This is a genomic window from Microcoleus sp. F10-B2, assembly GCF_036704965.1.
GTDB lineage: Bacteria > Cyanobacteriota > Cyanobacteriia > Cyanobacteriales > Microcoleaceae > Microcoleus.
Map to the genome: position 1 here is coordinate 1 of NZ_JAUBTB010000071.1, position 25,734 is coordinate 25,734.

General features: G+C 46.5%; 15 protein-coding genes. 7 read left to right on the forward strand and 8 right to left on the reverse strand.

Annotated features, from left to right (window positions below; all coding sequences use genetic code 11):
• Positions 1-88: 88 nt before the first annotated feature.
• From QUA99_RS23650 to trpB, 3 genes are all read right to left on the reverse strand, one after another.
• A complete protein-coding gene (locus QUA99_RS23650) occupies positions 89-721 on the reverse strand; it encodes a ribonuclease D (protein WP_333241451.1) in 633 nt (210 codons plus the stop codon).
• A 139-nt stretch (positions 722-860) separates the two neighbouring features.
• Complete coding sequence (locus tag QUA99_RS23655; RefSeq protein WP_333241449.1) at positions 861-1,367, reverse strand: CAP domain-containing protein; 507 nt, start codon at positions 1,365-1,367, stop codon at positions 861-863.
• A 69-nt stretch (positions 1,368-1,436) separates the two neighbouring features.
• Positions 1,437-2,675 carry a tryptophan synthase subunit beta gene (gene trpB / locus QUA99_RS23660; protein WP_015177088.1) on the reverse strand — a complete coding sequence of 413 codons (1,239 nt, stop codon included), beginning with the start codon at positions 2,673-2,675 and terminating at the stop codon, positions 1,437-1,439.
• Positions 2,676-2,915: 240 nt separating this feature from the next.
• Between trpB and QUA99_RS23665 the strand changes: the two genes are divergently transcribed.
• Together QUA99_RS23665 and recR are read left to right on the forward strand one after the other, a co-directional pair.
• Positions 2,916-3,284: a translation initiation factor gene (locus tag QUA99_RS23665; RefSeq protein WP_190737631.1), complete on the forward strand. Its 369-nt coding sequence runs from the start codon at positions 2,916-2,918 to the stop codon at positions 3,282-3,284.
• A gap of 152 nt (positions 3,285-3,436) precedes the next feature.
• Positions 3,437-4,030, forward strand: a complete 594-nt coding sequence (gene recR, locus QUA99_RS23670) for a recombination mediator RecR (protein WP_333046856.1) — start codon at positions 3,437-3,439, stop codon at positions 4,028-4,030.
• Positions 4,031-4,131: 101 nt separating this feature from the next.
• Here recR and QUA99_RS23675 read toward each other — a convergent pair whose 3' ends face one another.
• On the reverse strand, positions 4,132-5,256 hold the full coding sequence (locus QUA99_RS23675; RefSeq protein ID WP_333241447.1) for a flagellar assembly protein H: 1,125 nt from the start codon (positions 5,254-5,256) through the stop codon (positions 4,132-4,134).
• Positions 5,257-5,612: 356 nt separating this feature from the next.
• Between QUA99_RS23675 and QUA99_RS23680 the strand changes: the two genes are divergently transcribed.
• On the forward strand, positions 5,613-7,715 hold the full coding sequence (locus QUA99_RS23680; protein ID WP_333241445.1) for a prolyl oligopeptidase family serine peptidase: 2,103 nt from the start codon (positions 5,613-5,615) through the stop codon (positions 7,713-7,715).
• Positions 7,716-8,262: 547 nt separating this feature from the next.
• On the opposite strand, the gene QUA99_RS23685 is transcribed toward QUA99_RS23680, so the two are convergent.
• Positions 8,263-8,949: a PEP-CTERM sorting domain-containing protein gene (locus QUA99_RS23685; protein WP_333241442.1), complete on the reverse strand. Its 687-nt coding sequence runs from the start codon at positions 8,947-8,949 to the stop codon at positions 8,263-8,265.
• Positions 8,950-9,571: 622 nt separating this feature from the next.
• The gene (locus QUA99_RS23690; protein WP_333241440.1) at positions 9,572-10,171 is read right to left on the reverse strand and encodes a sulfite oxidase-like oxidoreductase; all 600 of its coding nucleotides are present in this window, start codon (positions 10,169-10,171) and stop codon (positions 9,572-9,574) included.
• Positions 10,172-10,493: 322 nt separating this feature from the next.
• Here QUA99_RS23690 and QUA99_RS23695 point away from each other — a divergent pair, with 322 nt between their 5' ends.
• Entirely contained in the window at positions 10,494-10,727 is a 234-nt protein-coding gene (locus QUA99_RS23695; RefSeq protein WP_333241438.1) for a hypothetical protein, read from the forward strand.
• A gap of 339 nt (positions 10,728-11,066) precedes the next feature.
• Here the strand turns inward: QUA99_RS23695 and QUA99_RS23700 are convergent, their stop codons facing one another.
• Positions 11,067-11,762, reverse strand: coding sequence for a TrkA family potassium uptake protein (locus QUA99_RS23700; RefSeq protein WP_333241436.1), 696 nt, complete (start codon positions 11,760-11,762; stop codon positions 11,067-11,069).
• A gap of 140 nt (positions 11,763-11,902) precedes the next feature.
• On the reverse strand, positions 11,903-13,237 hold the full coding sequence (locus QUA99_RS23705; protein WP_333241435.1) for a TrkH family potassium uptake protein: 1,335 nt from the start codon (positions 13,235-13,237) through the stop codon (positions 11,903-11,905).
• A 215-nt stretch (positions 13,238-13,452) separates the two neighbouring features.
• On the opposite strand from QUA99_RS23705, the gene QUA99_RS23710 reads away from it, so the two are divergent.
• The 3 genes from QUA99_RS23710 to QUA99_RS23720 all read left to right on the forward strand — a co-directional run bounded on the left by QUA99_RS23710 (position 13,453) and on the right by QUA99_RS23720 (position 25,587).
• Positions 13,453-14,406, forward strand: coding sequence for a methyltransferase domain-containing protein (locus QUA99_RS23710; RefSeq protein ID WP_333241433.1), 954 nt, complete (start codon positions 13,453-13,455; stop codon positions 14,404-14,406).
• A gap of 98 nt (positions 14,407-14,504) precedes the next feature.
• Complete coding sequence (locus tag QUA99_RS23715) at positions 14,505-15,500, forward strand: homogentisate phytyltransferase (protein ID WP_333241432.1); 996 nt, start codon at positions 14,505-14,507, stop codon at positions 15,498-15,500.
• Between the two features lie 121 nt (positions 15,501-15,621).
• On the forward strand, positions 15,622-25,587 hold the full coding sequence (locus QUA99_RS23720) for a tetratricopeptide repeat protein (RefSeq protein WP_333241430.1): 9,966 nt from the start codon (positions 15,622-15,624) through the stop codon (positions 25,585-25,587).
• Positions 25,588-25,734 lie beyond the last annotated feature (147 nt).

Genomic DNA, 25,734 nt, shown 5'->3' on the forward strand with positions numbered 1-25,734 from the left:
CGTCCCGCCCGTCCAGAAAGGACGGGCGGGACGCCCATCCCACAAATATGTGTAAATTATTTAATTCGCGATCCTAACTGCACGAGTCTCAACTGTGATCGAAAACATCCTTGTACTGCAATAAATCCAAACTCACAAAAACTGGCAAACACTGAAAACATTGCTGTGCAATTTCCCAGCGTTCTTCTCGCTGCAACATAGCAGTCAACTTTTGTTTAGCGCTCAGCAAATAGCGGACATCGTTAGCAGCATAATTTAGTTGCTCGTCAGAAAGATTAGTCGCATTTCCCCAGTCGGAACTTTGAGAAGTTTTGTTGAGTTCTACTTTTTCCAATTCTTGGATTAAATCTTTAAGTCCGTGTTTGTTGGTGTAAGTTCTGGCAAGTTTGCTCGCTATTTTTGTGCAGAAAACAGGTGCAATGTCAATACTTAAATTGTAACGCATTGTTGCCAGATCGAAGCGCGCAAAGTGAAATACTTTCTCAATATTTTCGGCTTCCATTAATTTCTTTAAATTCGGTGCTGCTGTCTGGCTTTTGGCAATCCGCACCACTGCAACTTTACCTTCGGGATTGCACAACTGCACCAAACACAAGCGATCGCGCCAAGGTAGCAAACCCATTGTTTCCGTATCAACGGCGATCGCCTCTGCTGTCAAATAATAAGATAAGAGAGAATCGGGAATATCACCATCGCACACTTGAAAATCTGCAAATTCCATTATTAGTAATTTTTGACTGTTGACTGTTGACTGTTAACTGTTGACTGTTGACTGTTGACTGCCTTCTTCCTTCTTCCCTCTTCCCTCTTCCCTCTTCCTTCTTCCTTCTTCCTTCTTCCTTCTTCCTTCTTCCTTCAAATTACCGACTGCGAACAAAAAGCTGAGTAAAATAATACTCGCCTTTGGCATTTTTCGCAACCCCAATACCTGTCACATTAAACTGACCTTCCATATTCTTGCGGTGGCCGTCACTTTTAATCCAACCTTCAACAGCATTGCGTACCGGGTCGCTGTAGCCGAAATTGTAAGCAACGTTTTCAGCTACACTTTGATAAGGAATAATAATTGCTTTCGCCCGCCCTTCAAATCCATCATGGCTGAAACGTACTTTACCGCTAGCCATATTTTCGCTGTGAATTCTGGCTATCTGAGTGATTCGCGGATCGATAGTCAGCGGCGGCAACTTTTTAGATGCTCGGTATTGATTTATCTGTTGGTTAACCGCTTTTTCTAAGTCAGTAATAGCACTCGAAGCAACATTAGTATTCATGGGAGTTTGTGGCAGCGATCGCGTAGGAATAGAGGTGTCACACTTAGGCAGGATTGTCAACAATCCCAAGCACATCAAAATCAAACCTTTGGACATGAAATCAAACGAGAAATAAAGTTAATTGTTACCAATTCCTACAGGGCGATCGCCCCACATTCCGCTAACCTAGATATTCAGAACCTTCGCTACAGTGTTCACGTCTTTGTCGCCGCGTCCGGAACAGTTAAGCACAATGCGGGGATTGCCTGTTAGCTGCGGGCACAGAGTCTCTAAATAGGCGATCGCGTGAGCAGTTTCCAAAGCCGGAATAATCCCCTCCAACTGCGAAAGCCGCTGAAATGCTCCCAGCGCTTCTGCATCAGTTACGCTATAATATTCAGCTCGACCCGCATCCTTCAAATAACTGTGTTCCGGCCCCACGCCCGGATAATCCAAACCCGCACTAATCGAATGCGGCTCAATCACTTGACCTTCATTATCTTGCAGCAAATAACTCATCGCCCCGTGCAGAACTCCCACACTTCCTTTAGTCAAAGTAGCAGCGTGTTTGTCTGTATCCACACCTTCGCCGGCCGCTTCAATACCGATCAATCTGACAGTTTCTTCCCCAACAAACTCGTGAAAAAGACCCATTGCATTAGAACCGCCGCCAACGCAAGCTAATAAAATATCCGGCAAACCGCCCCACTTTTCCTGACACTGAGCCCGCGTTTCTTCACCGATTACCGCATGGAAATCGCGTACCATCATCGGGTAAGGATGCGGGCCCGCCACGGAACCGAGAATGTAATGAGTTGTTTCGACATTTGTCACCCAGTCGCGAATCGCTTCCGAAGTCGCATCTTTCAGCGTTCCCGTACCCGCCGCCACCGGCCGCACTTCGGCACCCATCAGCCGCATTCTAAACACATTTAAAGCCTGTCTTTCCATGTCGTGAACGCCCATGTAGACAACGCATTCTATACCGAAACGAGCGCAAACTGTGGCAGTGGCAACGCCGTGTTGACCGGCACCAGTTTCAGCAATTACCCGCTTTTTGCCCATGCGTTTTGCTAACAATGCTTGAGCTAAAGCGTTGTTAATTTTATGAGCACCGGTGTGGTTTAAATCTTCGCGTTTGAGGTAAATTTGCGGGCCAGTTCCGTCTGCTTTAGCGTAGTGTTCGGTGAGGCGTTCGGCAAAATACAAAGGGCTGGGGCGGCCGACATAATCTTTGAGTAATTGTTGAAGTTGCTGTTGAAATTCCGGTTCACTGCGGTATTTGTGGAAAGCCGCTTCTAGTTCAAATAAAGCCGGCATCAGGGTTTCGGGGACGTATTTGCCGCCGAATTTGCCGAATCTGCCGAGGGAGTCGGGGCGTTGGGCGCTGGTTTCGGTGGTGAGATGCAGGGGGGTGACTGTCATTTGATTTTAGATTTTAGATTTTAGATTTTTTAGATTCGCGGGTAAGCTAGAGGCTTGGTGTCGATCGTACCAAATCGGTTGTGGACTGGAGGCGATCGAACAAATTTCATTATAATTCCTTGAACGCTTGACGGGCTAATACAATAAGTAGAAGATAGATGGCATTCCGAGCGATCGCAACCATACCCCAATCCCCTAAAACTAGAAATACCAGTAAAAAAAGTTCAAGCATCTTAACCTATGGCAGCATCAAAACGCAAAGATTCTGACAGCAAAACAACCGAGGGCAAACGAATAGTTTACTCCGAATTTGGCAACGTTGACAACTCGGCAGCCCTCCAACGGGGAGTTGCCGAAGTTCCCCCCAATCAACAAAACCTCAAAATCGAAGCATCCCGAAAAGGACGCGGCGGCAAAACAGTTACAGTCATCAGCGGCTTTCAGGAAAAACCCGAAACATTAGCAACTTTAGCCAAGCAGCTAAAAGCCCAATGCGGTACTGGTGGCACAGTCAAAGATAATGAAATCGAAATTCAAGGCGAACACAAGCAAAAGCTGCTAGAAATTATCACAAAGTTAGGCTACAAAGCTAAAATTAGTGGAGGGTAAATTAGTCAATAATCCTCAGTGTATGGGCGGGGCGGGTTTATGATATACTTAGTTTTAAACATAGATGGTTGGTAAAACCCGCCCCTACATCGTACAAATTATATTGTCGCGAATCAACCAGAAATGATATTACCAATTACCGCCAATTTTTAATGTACACTCGACCTTTAGCTCGTTTAATCGAACAATTGCAGCGCTTGCCAGGAGTCGGCCCAAAAACAGCCCAGCGACTCGCTTTACATATTTTGAAGCGACCGGAGGAAGAAGTGCAAGCCCTAGCTAAATCTTTGATTGATGCCAAACAGCAAGTAGGTTTCTGTCAAGTATGCTTTCACTTATCTGCTGACCCTGTTTGCGAAATTTGCCGCAATACCAACCGCGACACTCATACCATTTGTGTAGTGTCAGAATCCCGCGATGTAATTGCTTTAGAAAAAACGCGGGAATACATGGGTAAATATCACGTTGTTGGCGGCGTTATCTCGCCGATGGATGGAATTGGCCCGGAACAATTGAACATTCAACCGTTAGTCCGGCGTGTCAGCCAGCAAAAGATTAAGGAAGTAATTATTGCTATTAGTCCCAGCGTCGAAGGCGAAACTACTACTCTTTATATCGGTCACTTATTAAAACCTTTTACTCTAGTGACGCGCATAGCTTTTGGTTTGCCGATGGGGGGAGATTTGGAATATGCCGATGAAGTAACATTAGCTCGTGCTTTGGAAGGAAGGAGGGAGTTGGATTAGTTATAAGTTGTCCCGCATCTAAATTGTGTTTTCTGGCGGGCGGGACGCCCAACCCCTACTTTCCACAAGAACTCGATCGAGCTTAATCGCTCTTTTTTTAGTCAAAGGGAAGAATTTTCTAATCTAGCAATTAGTTCTTCTATTGACAAATCTGGCAGTTGTGACAGCAATAGCGATAAATTTTCGGCAGACAATGCGAGCAAATTTGGGATGAGATTGAGGGTGTTTACTTCTAATTGACCAAAGCGCTTTCTCAAGACATTTTCGGCGATCAAAGTTTGTACTTGTTGTCTATCTGCTTGGGCGATTGGCAATGTGGATAATTGCACTAACAACATAGTAAATTCACCAACAGGTAAAGCCGAGACAGAGGGAAAAAAGGCAATTGTCTGAGGGTCTAACTCCCCAAATCTGACTTGCAGAAAGTTCTGCAAAATCAACCGCTGTGCTTCTTCTCTTCCTTCTTCTCTTCCTTCTTCTCTTCCTTCTTCTCTTCCTTGTTGTGTGGCCTCATCTATTTTTTGTTGTAACAGAGGTACGAGCGCCATAACTAACTCCTTATCTTCCTGATTTCCTGGGGCGCTAGCTGCTAAATTTACTTGCAGATTCGCTTGCAGGTTGTACAATAATTCTAGCGTACTAGCTCGTAAAGGACTATCAACAGGCAATCTTGTTAATTCCGCGATCGCCCCTTGCTGTACTTTACCCTTACCTAAAATCCGCAACCACATCGTTTCTGGAACATTCGGTAGCTGGTGAATAGCTATCAATCCTACTCGCCAAACTTCCGATAGAAAATAAACCCCCCTCCCCCAACCTTCTGATTCTTCGGGAACCATAAAATTAAAACTGCTTAACAAAGCCTCCGAAGCAGTGGGAGTCAGAATCCACAACCGGGGTAATTGCTGGGATTCTAAACGTTGCTCTTCTCGATTAGCTCGGCGCAGTAATTCTGCCCTAGTATTTAAAAGTTTGACAACACAACTGAAGATATCCTCTGTATTGACGGCATTGCGAAATGGTTCGATCGCAGCCACCGTCGCAGTCATTTGACCTAATAAACCTAAATTATCTACGTATTCAGGCGATACAGAAGTGGGTTTAAACCAGATATCAATTTCTCGAACTTGAGCAGAAACATCTTTACTTGTTTCTACTTCTCCGAGAGGTGACAATAACTCTCTTAGGTATTCTTTGGCAAACTGGTCATGGGGAAATCTAGTCATTCTTGGGAAGCACTTTATTCCGAAAAAAACTAAATTAATTATATCTCATTTTAAAACAGTATTTCTTCGCGATCGATTCTATGTTATATAGCAATCCTTGCAGGAGTCGTAATTCTTTTACCCCACCCCAACCCTCCCCTTGCTAAGGGGAGGCAGTAAGAAATTCACCTATGATTTAGGATTTCTCTACACCCAATATTTTAAAATATTCAGGTATCCAAATCTTCTGTTTCTTGAGGTTTTGTTACTTATTCAACCCAGATTTAGGATAAAATCTCAAATCCTCAATTGAGCGACTCTCCCCTGTCACTGCCGCGAAAGGGTAAACTGGACAAAGTTACCGAGAGTACAAAATCATGGCTAAATTCGATCGACCTTTAAGCTACCCCACAACCCGCAAAATCGACCAAACAGACGATTACCACGGCGTCAAAGTATCAGACCCCTACAGGTGGCTGGAAAATCCCGACTCAGAGGAAACTCAAGCTTGGGTGGAAGCCCAAAATGCAGTTACTTTTGCCTACCTCAAGGAAATTCCGGCGCGGGAAAAAATCAAACAGCGCCTGACTCAACTTTGGGATTACGAGAAATACGGCATACCTTTCAAAGAAGGCGATCGCTATTTTTACTACAAGAATGACGGCCTGCAAAATCAATCCGTACTCTACACGTTAACATCCCTCGACGGCGAACCCAAAGTATTAATTGACCCCAACACTCTCTCAGAAGACGGAACAGTTGCTTTGAGTGGCGTAGCTATCAGCAAAGATGGCAAACTCATGGCCTACGGTTTGTCGCATTCCGGTTCCGACTGGCAGGAATGGAAAGTCCGCGATGTGGCAACTGGCGAAGATTTATCAGACCATTTAAAGTGGATTAAATTCTCAGGAGCATCCTGGACTCACGACGGCAAAGGCTTTTTTTACAGTCGCTACGACGAACCCAACGAAAAAAGAAAACACGAAGATGTTAATTATTACCAAAAACTGTTTTACCACCAACTCGGTACGCCCCAATCTGAAGATGTATTAATCTACGAGCGACCCGACCAGAAAGAGTGGGGATTTAGCGGCGGCGTCACCGAAGACGGGCGCTACTTAATTGTCTCTGTCTGGCAGGGAACGGAAACTAAAAACTTGATTTTTTACAAGGATTTAACTGCACCGGAATCAACCGTTGTAGAACTTATTAACGAATTTGAGGCTGAGTACAGTTTCATCGACAATGACGGTTCTCTTTTCTGGTTTCAAACAGACTTGAATGCACCGCTAGGCCGCGTAATTGCGATCGACACCAACAACCCACCTCCCTCATGCCTCGCTGGTGATGAAACCCCCTCGTCGCCCAGGGAGGGTGGATTCACAGAAATTATCCCCGAAGCAGCAGAAACTCTCGAAGGCATTGGCCTGTTGAACAATCAATTTGTCGCTTCCTACTTGAAAGACGCCTACACCCAGATTAAAATTTTCAACTTAGATGGCTCTTTCGTGCGAGAAGTTGCCTTGCCCGGAATCGGTTCGGCGGGAGGATTCGGCGGCAAGCGGCACGACACGGAAACTTTTTATGCGTACACCAGTTTCACTGCACCAACCACCATTTATCGGTACAATCTGGTGACAGATGAAAGTACGATTTATCGACAGCCCAAGGTCGATTTTAATCCAGAGGATTACGAGACAAAACAAGTATTTTACCCGAGTAAAGACGGTACGCAAGTACCCATGTTTATCACGCACAAGAAAGGCTTGCAGTTGGATGGCAACAACCGCACATACCTGTACGGTTACGGCGGTTTTGGCGTGTCGCTGACTCCGAGTTTTTCTGTTAGCAATGTCGTGTGGTTGGAGATGGGCGGAGTTTATGCGATCGCCTGTTTGCGGGGAGGCGGCGAGTACGGCGAATCATGGCACCAAGCAGGCACAAAGTTGAATAAGCAAAACGTGTTTGATGACTTTATAGCTGGCGCTGAATGGTTGATCGAAAACAAATACACCAAACCTGCAAAATTGGCGATCGCAGGTGGCAGCAACGGCGGTTTATTGGTGGGAGCTTGCATGACTCAGCGGCCGGAATTGTTCGGTGCAGCAATGCCTGCAGTCGGGGTTATGGATATGCTGCGCTTCCACAAGTTTACCATTGGTTGGGCCTGGACTTCTGAATACGGTTCGCCGGAAAATCCCGAAGAGTTTCCCACAATTCACGGCTATTCTCCCCTGCACAACCTCAAACCGGGAACGGCTTATCCCGCGACAATGATTACAACTGCCGATCGCGACGATCGCGTGGTTCCGGCCCACAGTTTCAAGTTTGCTTCTGCTTTGCAAGAAATGCACGGGGGAGAAAAACCGGTGTTAATTCGGATTGAAACCAAAGCGGGACACGGTGCCGGCAAACCCACTGCGAAAATCATTGAAGAATTGGCAGATGAATGGGCTTTTTTAGTGCGGGAACTCGATTGAGCGATATCTACAGTCGCTGGCTGTTCCCATCGCGCTGTATGTTGGGCGCGTAAGTTTTGATTTTCAGTCCTCAGATTCCGCACCAGGCAGGTGTCAGACTGCGAATTTTGGGAGTTTGGGGACATTGGACTGGCGATCGCCAGTCCAATTTTTCCATTATTTATATAAGTAGCAGGACACAATTAATTACACAAAACTATGGGCTACAAGCCTTGTCTAGTAAAAAATTAGCAAAGAATCAGCGTGTAATTAATTCTGTCCAATTACTTAAAAAAATGACTGATGTGGTTTTCAAAATTACCTCAAAACCGATTGTGACAGTGGAGTGTGCCAAAAGTGGGTTAAAATTCCTCAACCCGTACCGGTGAATTTGTACTGCTTGCACTCCTCGAACAACTCTTCGGTCAAATTCACCTAACGACGCCTAATATCAAGGTGTCCTTTGGTTGAAATCAAGCAAAAGGCGAGCCGACTTCCCATCAGCGCGCCTGCAAATCGTATTCTTTTTTCTCAAACCTCATTGAGCCGACTGTTCCGGTTGAAAAAATTAGGAAGCCGTCTTGCTAGCGCGGCGGCGGCGCGCTGCCACCAAGCCACCCAAACCGAGAGCCAAACCGGTCATCGTCATCGGTTCGGGAACTGCTTCTGCCGTTACGGTGAAGTCTTGGAAGTCCGCGTCGTTGCCGTTACCGCCATCGTCGAAGGAGATGACTGCGCCTCCGTTAAACAGAGAAGCTGTTGCGTCTGTGAATTGTCCGGCAGCTTGGAAGGTGTTTGTAGTTTCTTTGCCCAGTGCGTTCCACAACGACGAGCCGCCCAACACGGCTAGCTGGGCGCCGGCGTTCAAGGCTGAGGTCGAGTAGACAGTGCCGGCCCAGTCGCTGTCGAGTCCCAAAGTGTAAATTTGATTTGCCAGGAATGTGAATGTTGTCGCTCCACCCAAGACTGTATTGCCTGGAGTTCCTTTCCATTCGTTCTCGTCGCCGTTGTCTGAGGATTTAGTTTCCGAAAACAGGGTGGCCACTTTAGAGAGCGCCGAGTCATTCACAGTGTAGACTCCCAAAGAGGAAGTGTACATACCGTGAGATTCTTTGAAGTTAAAGGTGACACTTGTATCTTGCTGGAATTTGATGCCGGTGGTACCAAAGGAGAATGCCTGAGCTGGAGATCCGGTGCCAAACAGAGCTGTGGCGGCTGCGGTGGCTGTTAGGGCGGATAAGAGTTTGGTATTCATAACCTGTTTCCTTTCGCGTGACGATCTTAATAGTTTCATTATCAGATATTTTGTTTGTGTTTTTGCCACTTTAGGTCAATTTTGACATATTCTTTATCAAGCCTTTACATATCCTTCATAAACCCTGTCTAGCGAATAAGCCCGCAGGCGATCGCTCCCTCTAAATACACACCAAATAATTATAAAAATTGTGGCTTTAAACCTTGCAGTAGCAAGTATGGGAGCGCGGAGCGACAAAAATGATTTGGGTCGGGTTTAGGCTAATTTTTTATTTTATTCCAAGTCTAAATCATCAAAACCAAACACTTACGTATAAACACGGTAATGCCTGCGCCAACTGACAGTTAAAGGAGTTTTATATTAACCAGAAACGGGGAATATTTGTTTTTTGGGACTTGTGTAGGGGAGTTAAAGTAGTTTATCTATCGGGTAAATTACGTACAAACTACGATCGTCGGGTTTACGTATTTTGCTGAAATTAGAGGGAACCCCGGCAGTGATAGAGCCCAAAGATGCGATCGAGATGCGATTTCCGCAGATTGAATCTGTCAAACAGCGGGTTTCCCCTCCAGAAATACCGTCTATAGAAGCTCTGGGCAAGTCCTAATCCCGATCGACCCCATCAAAACACACCGCTGTAGCGTTCCTCAGCCCAAGGTTCGCCCCGCCGGTGGTAGCCGTTGCGTTCCCAAAAACCGAGTTTTTCGGTTTCTGTAAATTCCAGGCCGTTAATCCATTTAGCACTTTTCCAAGCGTACAAGTGCGGAACTACCAGCCGCATTGGGCCGCCGTGGTCTGGGGATAGGGGTTCGCCGAAGACGGTGTGGGCGAAAAAGTTTTCTTCTCGGAGGAAGTCTGCGATCGCAATGTTAGTGGTGTAGCCCCCGTAGCAGTGTTCCAAGACGTGCATAGCTTTCGGGTCAACTTCTGTGTAGTTCATAAAATCTGTGACTTTGACTCCCGTCCATTGCACGTCTAGTTTTGACCACCGGGTGACGCAGTGAAAATCCGCAGTAAAGTTACTTTGGGGCATGGCCTGGAAGTCCAACCAAGTGAAGGTTTTTGGTTTTGCCAATCCCCAGACTTTAAATTCCCAACTCTCTATGCTGACGGAGGGTGTATCGCCGTAGGTGAGCACGGGAAAGCCGTTGGCGAGGTATTGACCAGGAGGGACGCGATCGCTGTTTTCTGATTCTGGCTTGCGAAAAAATTTACCCAGCATTGATTCACGCTCTACAGTAAGTGACTGCAATGCTCAGTATAACTTGCATAGATAGGCGCATCGCAATTGATCTCAAGGTAGAAAGCAAAAGCACTTTTGTACAAATTTGCACAAAGAATAATCCCCAAATTCTGTCTGGTGCCAACCTACTTCTGCCTTGGGATAGAGGCGAAGCTAAAAATTTAAAAATAATATTGCCCCAGGGTATTAATTACCTAACCTTAAATTTTATCGTAATTTATGGTGCATTTCCTAATTTTTGATGTATTGTTACAATATGCTCAAATGCCATATGTAAAAAAAATTTGACGGGGTAAAAACCATGATCGCAAGTTGCTTGATTCCGTTGACGCTCTGCTTGATTGCTGGGTGGGTGACTGCGGAGACTGACAACAGAACGCTAGACGGGATTCCGGCTCCGATAGCTGCAATTATTGGAGTGTGTTCGTTAATTTGGTTTCTGGCGGTGTGTCCTTGGCCTGTTGAACTCGCTCTAGTCTTGGCGGTTCTGGTTTTGGGCAAAGCTTACCTGCAAGATATCTTGAAAGTCGGCTAAATTTTCAGGGCTAGCGCTCCTATGATTTGCTGGAGCGCGATCGTCGGGTGCTGCTACTTTGTTGAAATTTTCCCGATTTGTCTGGCTATGTTCTCAGAGGGACTAGCAAAGGTGCAAGCAACCCCAGCATTGGTGAAATTACATTTAGATATTTCGGTTAAAAATTAGAACATAAAGATCGACAGAGAAACCCGGTTTATCTAAGATAAACCGGGTTTTTGGGGGGATGAAATTTTCACGCAGCCCGCAAGACTTGTTTGCGACTTAGGGACTAAGAACTCAAGAAACCGGGTTTCTGAGTCCAGGAGTGTTGCTGTATGTCCGTCAAATGGCGAGCTGTTAAATTGGCAAGCGATTAATATCTTTATTAGAACCAATTACTACCATCACCTCGCCTTTTCTCAAGCGTTCGCTTGGCTGCGGATTGATCTCGAACTTGTCGGCACGACCGACTGCTAGCAAATTCAAACCATACCTGCGCCGGAGTTCCAATTCGGAGATGGTTTTGCCATCAAACTTTTCAGGAACGAGCAACTCAACGATGCTGTGAGCTGGGTCGAGGTCAAAGCGTTCTAAAATGCTGGGTTTTGTAAGAAGGCGGGCCAAAGAGCAGCCCATTTCTCGTTCGGGAAAAACTACATGATCTGCGCCGACTTTTTTCAACAGTTTTAAGTGAGTTTCCGAAGAAGCTTTGGCTATTACGTGACTTACCCCGCCTTCCTTAAGGTTGAGGGTGGTGGTAATGCTTTCTCCTAGGTAATTGCCGATCGCAACTATCACTGTTTCAAATTCAAATATACCGGCTTCCGCAAGAGCGCTAGGCTCAGTAGAATCTAACTGCACAACGTGAGCAGCAATACGATCGTTCAAAGCTTGAGTTACTTTTTTTTCATCGGTGTCAACTCCCAAGACTTCGTAACCCAAGCCGTGCAGAGTCGAACACACGGCTTTTCCGAAGCGTCCCAAACCAATAACTGCAAACTGCTTGTTGTCGGCGCGCAAAGTGCGAAAAAAATTCAAAGATGACAGGTTCACTGAATATCCAGCGCTGACAGTCTTGCTGTTTAAGTTTTAGCAGAGACAGCGCCGCCTCCTTTTGATTTTTGGGTAAGTAGTAAAAGTTGATTTGGGTTGTCACCCATTGTTTAGATTATCAGCAACGAGGCAGGATTTGTTTATCCAACTAACAAACTTTCCTCAGCATACTTAAAAGACCTGGGTTTTGGGTCTCCGAATGCAGCACTCATCAGCAGCAACACGCCAACCCGACCTATGTACATTGTAGCAATCAAAACCAGCTTGCCGATCGCTGAAATCTTGGCTGTAATCCCTGTGGAAAGACCGACCGTGGCAAAAGCTGAAACTGCTTCATACAGCGCTGCGATAAATTCTACTTCGGGATTGGTCAGCTCAATTAAAATTGCAGATGTGAATGCGACCAACATGGAACCGAAGACTACACTAATGGTTTTTAGAATCATTGCTGGCGGGATTTGACGCTGATAGCACTCCACATCTTCCTGGCCTTCGAGAACTGCTGTGGTACAGCAAAACAATATCCTAAAAGTTGTGGTTTTGATGCCGCCGCCGGTGCTGCCAGGGCTGGCGCCGATAAACATCAGCGCGATGGTCAGAAATAGCGAGGCTTCGCTCATTTTGCCAATGTCAATTGTATTGAATCCCGCCGTGCGGGGAGTAACAGATTGAAACCAAGCTGCCATCAATTTTTGAGGAAAATTTAGAGAGCCGAAAGTGTCTGGGTTGTCGTATTCCAGCACCAAAAAGGCTAGCGTTCCTAAAATTAAAAGGACAGCCGTTGTAGTGGTAACAACTTTGAAGTTCAGGGAAAAAACTGTGCAGATAGGGCTTTTGTTGAAGCGATCGCGCAGCCACAGGTACATTTCCATAATTACTTGATAGCCGATTCCTCCAAATACGATTAAACCACTGACTGTGAAGTTAACCATAGGCGAACTGATGTAGCCGATCAAATTATCTGAATAGATGCTAAAACCGGCGTTGTTAAAGGAATTAACGCTGTGAAATATAGCCGACCACACACCCTCTTTAAATCCGTATTGGGGGACGAAAACCGTCATCAGCAAAAACACTCCTGTTAATTCAAACAAAAGCGTTGTTGCTAGAATTGACTGCACCAGTTGTACTACGCCGGCTAGCCCGGATTTGTCGAGAGATTGTTGCAGGGCAATTTTGTCTTTCAAGCCAAAGCGGCGGCCCAATAACAGCAGCAAGAAAGTCGTGGCTGTCATGTAGCCCAAGCCTCCTATTTGCACCAGTAAAACCAGGCACAGTTGCCCCCAAAAAGAGTAATATTTTCCGACATCAACCACCGACAAGCCCGTGACGCAGACAGCGGAAGTAGAGGTAAACAGTGCTGTTATTGGATCGCTCCAAGTTCCATCAATTGTGGAAAAGGGCATCATTAGCAATAGAGCACCTGCGAGGATGACAGCGAGAAAGCCCAAAGCAATGGTTCGCGAGACAGTCATTCGATTTTAGATTTTAGATTTTAGATTTTAGATTTTAGAGGGAACCCACAAATTGATTTTAGATTTTAGAGGGAACCCACAAATCGATCGTCGGGCTGGAAATCAGGACATCTGTGTCTGGCGAAGGCCGGAGGCCGATCGAACTCAATCGCCAAATTCTATGACAACAGCGGGAAAATAACGGTAGAATTCCTTTAATAACTTGCGATCCGGCGATGACATCAACACTTTACCAGCAAATTCAGCAACTTTACGACGCTTCTAGCGGTTTGTGGGAGCAGGTGTGGGGCGAACATATGCACCACGGTTACTACGGCCCGGATGGCAATTTGAAAAAAGAGCGCCGACAGGCTCAGATAGATTTGATAGAAGAACTGTTGGCCTGGGCTGGAGTACCGTCAGAGAAGGCACTCTGTGAATCTTACCGCATTCTCGATGTCGGTTGCGGGATCGGCGGCAGCACGCTTTATTTGACCGAAAAGTTTAGTTCGATCGCTCAAAATAATTTAAAGTTGGATGGCGGGGTCGATCGAGATTTTAGCCGATCGCCCGAACCAAATAAAACGGGCGCTAGCGTTACAGCGACCGGGATTACTCTGAGTCCGGTACAGGCCAACAGAGCGACCGAACGCGCTAAAATTGCTGGCATGGAAAGCAATGTGAACTTTTTGGTAGCAGATGCTTTGAATATGCCTTTTTCTGACGAGTCATTCGACTTGGTTTGGTCGCTAGAAAGCGGAGAACATATGCCAGACAAAATTAAGTTTTTGCAGGAATGTTGCCGCGTGCTCAAGCCTGGAGGAACTTTGATTTTGGCGACTTGGTGTCACCGTCCGGTGGGAGAAACGGCGGGAGAATTAACTGATGAAGAGAGAAAGGAATTGGCAGAAATTTACCGGGTTTATGCTTTGCCTTACGTGATTTCTTTGCCGGAATATGAGGAAATCGTCCGCAGTTTGCCTTTGACAAGTATTCGCACCGCTGATTGGTCAAAAGCTGTTGCTCCTTTTTGGGATGTGGTGATCGATTCTGCTTTGACTCCGATCGCGATTTGGGGTTTGCTGACGAGCGGTTGGACGACTATTCAAGCTGCACTTGCTCTCGGATTGATGAGCCGTGGATATCAGAGCGGATTGATTCGTTTCGGGCTGATTTGTGCGGTAAAATAACAGGGAGGGAGCCGAGAAGTTTTCAGTTTTGAGTTGATGAGTAAGGTGCGCATTGCGCACCTACAGAATATTATTTGTTTGGTGCGGGTGTGAGTTTTATGGGCAACGATTCGATTGACAAGTCTTGGATTGATAAAAATGGCTCGGCTCCGCAAAGCTGGGTGAGGGCTTTTTGGGAGTTTTCTCGGCCGCACACAATTGTGGGTACTAGCCTGAGTGTATTGGCTTTGTACGCGATCGCCCAAAGCGCGCGGCTGTTTGTGAATCCTGTATTTTGGCCCCTAGCTTTTGCCTGGTTGGCTTGCATTTGCGGCAATATTTATATTGTGGGATTAAACCAGTTAGAAGATGTAGAAATTGATAAAATAAATAAGCCGTATTTGCCGATCGCCTCGGGAGTGTTTTCTCGAAACACCGGAGAATTAATTGTAATTGCAACGGGAATTCTAGCAATTTTGACTGCTGTTTTACAAGGTCCGTTTTTGCTGGCTACCGTGGGCGTTAGTTTGGCGATCGGGACTGCTTATTCTCTGCCGCCAATTCGGCTGAAGCGTTTTCCTTTTTGGGCGGCGCTGTGCATTTTTACGGTGCGGGGCGCGATCGTAAATTTAGGGTTATTTCTGCACTTTAATTGGGTGTTGGGTTTGGGAAGGGCGAAAAGCATTTTTTCTGGCTGGAGTTTGGAGAGTGTGTCTTTTGCGATTCCTGCAGAAGTTTGGGTGCTGACGGTTTTTGTTGTGGTGTTTACGTTTGCGATCGCCATTTTTAAAGATATCCCCGACATGGAAGGGGACAAGCAATATAATATTACTACGTTTACGATTGAGCTGGGCCGGCCGGCCGTCTTTAATTTATCTCGCTGGGTGTTGACGGTTTGCTATTTGGGCGCGACTTTGGCGGGAGCGATCGTATTGTCTAATGTTAATTTAGTGTTTCTGGCAGTTTCTCATTTGGCGGCTTTGGGTTTGATGTGGTTTTGGAGCTTCAAAGTTGATTTAGACGATCAAAAAGAAATTGCTGATTTTTATCAGTTTATCTGGAAGTTGTTTTTCTTAGAATATTTGATTTTTCCCGCAGGTTGTTTGTTGGGGTAGAAGGGGAAGTTCGGCAACGAGCAATGTACGGGATGTAACGGATGTAAAGGATAGAAGGAAGAAGGAAGAAGGAAGTTCGGCAACGGATTCGCTCTCGTCGGATGTAACGGATGTCAGTCCGATGTCCGTCGGAAGAAGGAAGAAGGAAGAAGAAAGGGGAAAGAAGGAAGGAAGAGTTAACAAGTTAGAACAATTTGGCAATTACCAGTTAGCGAACTCCCAAACAACAAAGACAACTATGGCTTCTCAAAAAAAATCGCGAAAATCTGCCTGCAAATTGGGTGCAGAATACTCTTTGAAAATAGCTTGGGAACATCACCAAGCGGGACGCTTGTTAGAAGCTGAGAATTTGTACCGGCAGATCGTAGAAGTGCAGCCGGAGTCAGCAAACGTGCTGTGTTTGTTGGGAATAGCTGCTAGACAGCAGGGAAAGATTGCAGAGGCGATCGACTTTTACGAACAGGCGATCGTCCAAAACCCCAATTTTGTAGAAGCACATTTAAATAAGGCTAATGTTTTGCTGGATGTAGGCGAGTATCAAATGGCGATCGCCACTTACGAACAAGTCATCAAAATGCAGCCAAATTCCGCACTAGCTTACAATAATTTGGGCTGGCTCAAACAGCAAGTCGGCGAAATAGACTCGGCAATTTTATATTACCAAACAGCGCTCAAGCTCGACCCCAACCTGCACGAAACAGCACACAATTTAGCAGGTTTATTTAAACAAAAAAATCAATTAAACGAGGCGGTAGCCTGTTACCTGCACGCTTTACAAATTAATCCGAGTTTGACATATTCTTTGATGGGGTTGGGAACAGTTTTGCAGCAGCAAAGTAAATTAGCCGAAGCTTTTAACTGCTACCAGCAAGCTGTACAACTAGAGCCAAACAATCCCGAAGCTCACAACAATGTCGGAGCATTTTACCACGAACAAGGCAATACCAAAGCAGCAATATCTTACTACCGACAAGCATTGAACTTAAAGCCAGACTTCGTGGATGCTATTAACAACCTCGGACACGCTTTAGTCGATTTAGGGGAATTTCAAGAAGCCTTTTTTTTTCACCGTCGAGCATTGGAATTGCAGCCAGACAACGCCACCGCACACGTGGAATTAGGTTTAACTTTGCTATTGTTCGGAGATTTTCAGCGCGGTTTTGCTGAATATGAGTGGCGGTGGCGCACTCCGCAACTACAACCGAGGCAATTTAAACAGTCGGTTTGGGATGGTTCAGATTTGCAGGGAAAAACTATTTTACTGCACGTCGAGCAAGGCTTCGGCGATTCGATTCAGTTTATTCGCTACGCGCCGGTTCTTCGCAGCCGAGGGGCTAAAGTTATGGTGGCTTGCTATCCAGAACTGCTGCGGTTGTTTGAGACAGTTGCCGGCATTGAATATTTATCAGTTAGTCTTGAGGGTTTGCCAGAATTTGACGTTCACGCACCGCTGATGAGTTTGCCGAGAATTATGGGGACAACTCTGGAAACAATACCGGCAAATGTTCCTTATTTAGCTTCGCCTGATGAGTGCAAGTTTGCGCTTTCTTCTGATGCAAAACTGAAGGTAGGGATTGTTTGGGCTGGGAACCCGCAGCGCCGGAAAGACAATCAGCGTTCTTGCAGTTTGAGCGATTTTATTCAATTTTTGGATATTCCGGGAATCGCTTTTTATAGTTTACAAAAAAACTTGTCGCAGAGCGATCGCACTTTGTTGAACCAACACTTAGTGCCGGATTTGAGTCCGCATTTGAGCGACTTTGCTGATACCGCTTCGGCGATATCTCAACTGGATTTAGTCATTAGTGTCGATACGGCTGTGGCGCACTTGGCCGGTGCTTTAGGAAAACCGGTTTGGGTGCTGCTTTCTTTTGCTGCTGACTGGCGCTGGCTGCTGCTGCGCGAAGATAATCCTTGGTATCCGACTGCAAGGATTTTCCGCCAAAGTCAGGCGGAAGGTTGGCAAGAATTGTTTGAGGAAGTGCAGGCGGCTTTGAGTTCTTTTGCGATCGCCAATACTGCTAGTTATTCCGAGGATTCTGCCAAAAATTCGCTTGACTTCGTTTCGCTCGCAATGACTGCTAATGATACGCCTGACCTCGATTCTGTAGCTCTCAAAATGACAGGTGCAAGCCTAGCTCAAGAGAGTAAACAAATATTTTTGAGGGCGAGCGAAGGGTTAGCAGAAGGCTCCGCAGCTAAGCAATCGCAGGGGATTGAGACATGGGTTGCGATCGGAACTGCTGGCGATAATTTGGTTGTTTTAGAGGATTTGTTGCGGCAAGCAGAGCATTTAATGGAAACAGGCGATAAGGAAGATGCGATCGCCCTTTACGAACAGATCATATCTCTTGACCCAAATTGCGTTCAAGCGCGGATTAATTTTGGTTTTCTCAAGCAAGAAAATGGCGAATGGGACGCAGCTATCCCGCATTACCGAGAAGCTTTAGCACTAGATCCAAATATTCCTCAAACAGCTTACAACTTGGCAAAAATTTTTGAGGAACAAGGTCAAGTGGAAGAGGCGATCGCACATTACGAACAAGCTCTGATCGCTCAACCAGATTTCGTGCCAGCACTGATTAATTTAGCGGTGGCGCTGCAAGAAAAAGGCGAACTTTTAAGGGCGATCGAGCTGTACCGGCAAGCGCTGGAAATTCAGCCGCATAGCTGGGAAGCTTACAACAATCTGGCAACAGTGTTGCAAGAACAGGGCAATTTAGAAGATGCGCTGGAGTATTATCACAAAGCTCTAGAATTGCTGCCGGATTTTGTGGAAGCTATCAACAATTTAGGCAGGACGTTTCTGGAAAAAGGCGCGGTAGAAGATGCGATCGCCTGTTACAGACGGGCGATTCATTTAAGTCCAAACCACGCTAGCGCTCACCTGAATTTGTCCTTGGCTTTGCTGTTGGTGGGAGATTTGGAAAATGGTCTCGCAGAATACGAGTGGCGCTGGCAAATTAAAGAATTTCACACTGGTCATTCGTGTTTTTTAACGGGGCCGGAAAATACAGTTTCGGCGAGAGAATACCGGCCGCTGTGGGACGGTTATGATTTGGCGGGAAAGACTATTTTGCTCCACGCCGAACAAGGTTTAGGCGATTCGCTTCAGTTTATCCGCTACGCTGCGATCGTCAAAAATAAAGGCGGTAGGGTAATTGTTGGCTGTTACCCGCAATTGCACCGTTTGTTTGCAACGGTTGACGGCATTGATTTGCTAATAGTTAAAGGCGAGCCGCTGCCGGAATTTGACGTGCAAGCGCCGATGTTGAGTTTGCCGTATATTATCGGTACAAAGCTGGAAACAATACCTGCAAATACTGCTTATTTATCTCCGCCGGCGGGTGCGGATTTTGGGCTTTTGCCCGATCGCACTTTGAAAGTTGGGATTGTCTGGGCGGGGAATCCAAAACACCGCAAAAACAAGCAGCGTTCGTGCAGTTTAAGCCAGTTTCTGCCGCTTTTGGACGTTTCGGGGGTAAGTTTTTACAGCTTGCAGAAAGAGGTTTCCGAGGCAGATCGCGCGCTGTTGAATCAAACGCCGATCGTAGATTTGAGCCCGCATTTTGACGATTTGGCCGATACTGCTGCTGCGATCGCCAAACTAGATTTAGTCATTAGTGTCGATACCGCTGTCGCCCATTTGGCGGGCGCTTTGGGCAAACCGGTGTGGATTTTGCTGTGTTTTGTGCCGGATTGGCGGTGGCTGCTGGAACGCGAAGATAGTCCTTGGTATCCGACGGCGCGGCTGTTCCGGCAGCATCAGCGGGGCGACTGGGAGGGTGTTTTCGGTCGGGTGGCTCAAGCTTTGGGCGGCCTGGTTTCTGCAGCATCTGCGCCGTCGGATTTGGCGGATGCAGAGTTTCGGTTGGGTCGAGATTTGCAGCAGCAAAGGCAGTTTCGCGGTGCGATCGAATGTTACGAACGGGCGATCGCGATCGATCCAAATTATGCGGCCGCTCACAGCAATTTAGGCGTTGTCAAACAGCACGCTGGCAGGCTACCAGAGGCGATCGCGCACTACCGAGAAGCGCTCGCAATCGACCGCAATTTGGCGGAAACTGCGAGCAATTTGGGCAGCGCGCTGGCGGAAGCAGGGGAGACTCAAGAGGCGATCGCAGAATATGAACGGGCGCTCAATTTGAACCCTAATTGCGCGGAAGCGCTGATTAATTTGGGCCTGCTGCGGGAAGAACAAGGAGATGTTACGGAGGCTGTAAGGTGCTACGAGCAAGCGATTCAAGTTAATCCCAATTGCGCTGCAGCTTATTTGAATTTGGGAATTACTTTGGAGGAACAAGGGGAGGAAGCGATCCCGAATTACGAACGGGCGATCGCGAATTACGAACGGGCGATCGCGATCGATCCAAATTATTTCGATGCCTTGCACAACTTAGCATACGCCTCGATCCGGCAGGGGCGAGTTGCAGATGCGATCGCATACTACGAGCGAGCTCTGACGCTGCAACCGGATTTGGCCCAAACCGATCTCGCTTTGGGGAGTTGGCTGTCAAACCAAGATAAGTTAGATGAGGCTCTAGCTTTTTGCCAGCAGGCGATTCAGAAATTGCCAGCCTCAGCAGAGGCTCGGTGCAATCTGGGAATTGTCCTGCACAAACAGGGCAAAATTGAAGATGCGATCGCCTGCTATCAGCAAGCTTTGAGCCTGAAACCCGACTTTCCAGAAGCTTTGAACAATCTCGGCAAAGCTTTTGAGGAAGCGGGAAAAATGGCAGAGGCGATCGATTGCTACCATCGGGCGATCGAACTCAAACCCGGTTATATCAATCCTCTCAACAGTTTGGCAAGTGCTTTGCACGATCGCGGACAATTTGTAGATGCTGTCACCTGCTACAGCCAAGCAGTTAAATTCAATATCGGCAATCCCGAATCTCACCTAAATTTAGCTTTAGCTTTACTGCTGGCGGGTGATTTTCAGCGCGGTTTTTCCGAGTACGAATGGCGGCTGCTGGTTCAACAAAAACAGTCCCCGCGCCACAACTTTCACCAACCTATTTGGGATGGCCAAGATTTGCAGGAAAAAACTATTTTGCTTTGCCCGGAACAGGGTTTAGGCGATGCAATTCAGTTTATCCGCTACGCAGATTTAGTCAAGCAAAAAGGCGCTAGGGTAATTGTTTGGTGTTTGCCGCAGTTGCAGCGCTTGTTTGCACAAGTTTCGGGAATCGATGGGTTAATAGTTAATCCAGAGGATGCACCGGATTTTCAAGTGCGCGCGCAGCTAATGAGTTTGCCTCACCTTCTGGGAACAACTTTAGAAACTATACCGGCGAAAGTTCCTTATTTAGCTCCGCCCCCGGGTTTGGAATTTACTCTCAGTCCAACTGCTAATTTGAAAGTAGGGATTGTGTGGTCGGGAAATCCTCAATATTCGCAAAATAAGGTGCGATCGTTACCGCTGAATTTGTTAACTAAACTGTTAGATATTCCCGGAGCCATTTTTTACAGTTTGCAAAAGGAAATAACAGCAGACGAGCGCGCTTTGTTAGAGCAAATGCCCGTAACAGATTTAAGCTCTTATTTGCACGACTTTGCCGATACTGCGGCGGCAATCTCGGCTCTGGATTTAGTGATTTCTGTAGATACTTCTGTGGCGCACTTGGCCGGTGCTTTGGGCAAACCAGTGTGGATTTTGCTGTGTTTTGTGCCGGATTGGCGGTGGCTGTTGCAACGCGAAGATAGTCCTTGGTATCCGACGGCGCGGCTGTTTCGCCAGTCTACAGCGGGGGATTGGGAAGGAGTTTTAGAACAAGCTAGTTTGGCGCTGAGAGAAAGAATTTGCCAGCATGAGGAAGCTCAACCGCCAAGAGAAACTTATCCCAATATTGAATTGTCTCAACAACATTTCAATCGGGGAAATATTCTCAAAGCGCAAGGTAGATTTGCCGAGGCGATCGCTTGTTTTAAAAATGCTTTAGTTTGTCAGCCAGATTTGATAGAAGCTGCAACTAATTTGGCAGTGACGCTGCACCAAACAGGCGACTTAGCCGAAGCTGCCACCTATTATCAGCGCGCGGTCGAAATCGACCCGAACTGCCCTCAAGCGCAAAATAACTTGGGCATTTTGCTGCAAGATCGAGGCAGTACAGCCGATGCTTTATCTTGTTTTCAAAAGGCGATCGCCCTAAATCCAATGTACGTCAAAGCTCTCAACAATCTCGGCGCGACACTCCAGCAGCAGGGCGAGTTGCCGAGTGCGATCGCGTGTTTTCATCAAGCACTTTCCATCAATTCCAATTACGTGCCAGCCCTGGTAAATTTGGGCGTGGCGATGCAAGCAAAATGTCAGCTATCAGAGGCAGAACGGCTTTACGAGCGTGCAATTGAAGCAGAACCAAACAATCCTGCAGGACACTATCACCTGGGAACTTTATGCTTGGATGCGGGTAAAATAGAACAGGCAATTTCTAGCTTAGAACGAGCCATATTTTTGAAGCAAAATTATCTAGAAGCCATTACGAATTTAGGCAGTGCTGTAGAACAACTAGGAGACATAAATCGAGCAATTTTGTGTTACAATAAAGCACTACAAATTGATGTTAATTGTGCAAAAGCTCACTTCAATTTAGCCTTAGTCCTGCTGTTGACTGGGGACTTGCCGCGCGGTTTAGCAGAATACGAGTGGCGCTGGCAAACAGAACAGGCGAAAAAAATGCAGCGGTTGAATTTCGATCGGCCGGTTTGGGATGGTTCAGAGTTGAACGGGCAAACTATTTTGCTCCGATCCGAACAAGGTTTGGGCGACGCAATTCAATTTGTGCGTTACGCGGCAATTGTGCAGCAAAAAGGCGGCAAAGTAATCATTTCTTGCTATCAAGAACTGAAGCGTTTATTTAAGCAGATTCCTGGCATCCAACAAGTGGCGGTTCGGATGGAGGAACTGCCGGATTTCCAAGTGCAAGCACCGCTGATGAGTTTGCCGCATATTTTGGGAACAAATTTAGAAAGTATACCGGCAAATGTTCCTTATTTAGCTGCGCCGCCGAATTGGCAATTTTCTCTAAATTGCGATGGCAATTTCAAAATTGGGATTGTGTGGGCGGGAAGTTCGGAACATTTGAAGGATTTTCAGCGTTCGAGCGATTTAAGTTATTTCCTGAAATTGTTAGATATTGCGGGTGTAAGTTTTTACAGTCTTCAGAAAGAAGTGTCTGCGGGCGATCGTACTTTGTTAACTCAAATTCCCGTGAGAGATTTGAGCGACAATTTGAACGATTTTGCCGATACTGCGGCGGTGATATCGCAACTAGATTTAGTAATTTGCGTGGATACTGCTGTCGCGCACTTAGCCGGTGCTTTGGGTAAACCCGTATGGATTTTGCTGTGTTTTATGCCGGATTGGCGGTGGATGTTGGAACGCGAAGACAGCCCTTGGTATCCGACGGCGCGGCTGTTTCGGCAGCAAACACCGGGTGATTGGGAGGAAGTATTCGATCGCATAAAAACAGCCTTGCTAGAGAGGGCGGGCACGGGGGCACCGCCCCTACAATCTACTCGTTCCCAGGCTCAGACTGGGAACGCAGATTCTGATGCTGTGCCTCAACTTTCCTTGTCACCTGCACAGGTAGAATTTTACATAGCAAATACCTTACAAAAACAAGGTAAAAAAGCAGAGGCAGCCGCTCGCTACGAACAAGTAATCTCAGCCTCACCCAACCACGCAGAAGCCCACAGTTATTTAGGTTATTTTAAACAAGAAACCGGGCAAATAACCGAGGCAATTTCGCACTACAAACAAGCGCTAGAAACCAATCCAAACCTGAGCGAAACAAACTTATATTTAGGTTCCGCCCTGGAAGAACAAGGAAAAGTTATTGAGGCGATCGACTGGTATACTAAAGCAATTCAACTCTCTCCAGAATCACACAATTGGCGCTTAAAACTAGCTTTAGCTTTGCTTTTGACTGGCAATTTACAGCGCGGTTTTGCGGAGTACGAATCGCGCTGGCAAACTCAAGAATTGGAACCCCGATATTTCTCCCAACCGCTTTGGGACGGCTCAGATTTGCAGGGAAAAACGATTTTATTGCACCCAGAACAAGGTTTGGGCGATACGATACAATTTATCCGCTACGCACCTTTAGTCAAGCAAAAAGGCGGCAAAGTTGTTGTGGCTTGTCATGTCTTGCTGAAGCGTTTATTTGAAGGAATTGCAGGAGTCGATCGAGTAATAGCGAGATCGAGTGATTTGGTAGATTTTCAAGTGCAAGCGCCGCTGTTAAGTTTGCCGCGAATTCTGGGAACAACTTTGGAAAATATACCGGCAAAGATTCCTTATTTAGCCCCGCCACAGGATTTTAAATTTTCTCTAGAATCCAACAATCAACTAAAAGTAGGTATTGTGTGGGCGGGCGGCGCGCTGCACCGCAAGGATCGTCAGCGATCGTGTAAATTGAGCCATTTTGTCAAATTTTTAGATGTTGCTGGAACGACTTTTTACAGCCTTCAGAAAGATTTGTCTGGGGGCGATATCACTTTGTTTAATCAACATAAAATTCAAGATTTGAGCGAACATTGCGTCGATTTTGCCGACACAGCAGCAATTATTTCGCAACTCGATTTAGTAATTTGCGTAGATACTTCTGTGGCGCACTTGGCCGGTGCTTTGGGCAAACCCGTCTGGATTTTGCTGTCTTTCGTGCCCGATTGGCGCTGGATGCTGGAACGCGAAGATAGCCCTTGGTATCCCACTGTGCGGTTGTTTAGGCAGCAAACAGCGGGTGATTGGGATGGAGTTTGCGATCGTATAAAAGCAGCCTTGCTAGAGAGGGCGGGCACGGGGGCACCGCCCCTACAATCTACTCGTTATCAGGCTGAGCCTGGGAACGCAGATTCTGATACTCCGCCTCAAATTCAACGCCCAGAAACTCCCCCACAAATTACCGGAATCGGCATTAGTTGGCCAGTCAGCATCACCAGCGGCTGGGGAATTTACGGCATGAATTTAACACTGCAACTGCTGCGAAATCCCGCCTGGGAAGTTGCACTTTTAGTACCGCCATCTATCACCTCTGAATCTATCAATCCGCTGCATAAATCCCTGTTATTACCTGTAGTAGAAAAGCAGAAAGTTTTTCAGAAATTAGTAACTGAAAATTCAGACAAACAGATTACTTGCAACTTTCCCGTACTTTACGCCCTCGGCAATAATTTAGCATCGTCTGGAGTTGAAAATCAAATTACCAGCGCTTCTCAAGTAGGAGTCATCTTTTTTGAAGACACGCGAATCACAGCAGAAGCACTAGAAAAAGCAAAAAAATATAGCGCGATTGTTGCCGGTTCCAACTGGAATGCGGATGTTTTGAGAAGCTGCGGCTTGACTAATGTGGCGATGGTAAATCAAGGAATTGACCCCGCAATTTTCCATCCTGCACCCAAATCTAATCTATTTGGCGATCGCTTCGTCATCTTCTCCGGCGGCAAACTGGAATATCGCAAAGGTCAAGATATTGTAATTGCCGCTTTCAAACGATTTCGCGCCAAACATCCAGAGGCTTTGTTACTTACAACATGGCACAATTTTTGGCCTCAGTATATGCTAGGAATCGAACAAACCGGAAACGTTGTCGGACTTCCCAATATCAACCGCGACGGAAGTTTAGGAATTTCCCAATGGTTAGTGGCTAACGGTTTGCCGGTTGACTCTTTTATCGACATCGGCTTAATTCCCAATCACCTCGCCGGACAAATTTTGCGAGAAGCCGACTGCGCTGTTTTCACCAACCGCTGCGAAGGCGGCACTAATTTAGTCGCGATGGAAAGTATGGCCTGCGGAATTCCGACTATTTTATCAGCAAATACTGGTCATTTAGACTTGATTTACAGCAACATTTGCTATCCTTTATCGAGTCAAGTAAAAGTAAAATCTACGGCTCATTTTTCCGGTGTAGAAGGTTGGGGAGAGTCTGAGGTTGCAGAAGTTGTCGAGGCTTTGGAAGAAGTTTATACTAATCGCGAAGAATCAAAACGTCGCGGTTTAGCTGCGGCAAATTTTATGCTAGATTGGACTTGGGAAAAACAAGTTAAGCGTTTTTTGGATGTTATTAACGGGCTATATACATAATTCCCGTAGGGGCGGGCTCACCAACGATAATCGCCCCAAAACCAACAATTTCAAAAACCCGCCCTCACCCAACAAACAATATTAATGTACATTCAGATTTACGGTGGGGCGGGGGCGGGTTTATATTAATTGTCGGTGATTATTATG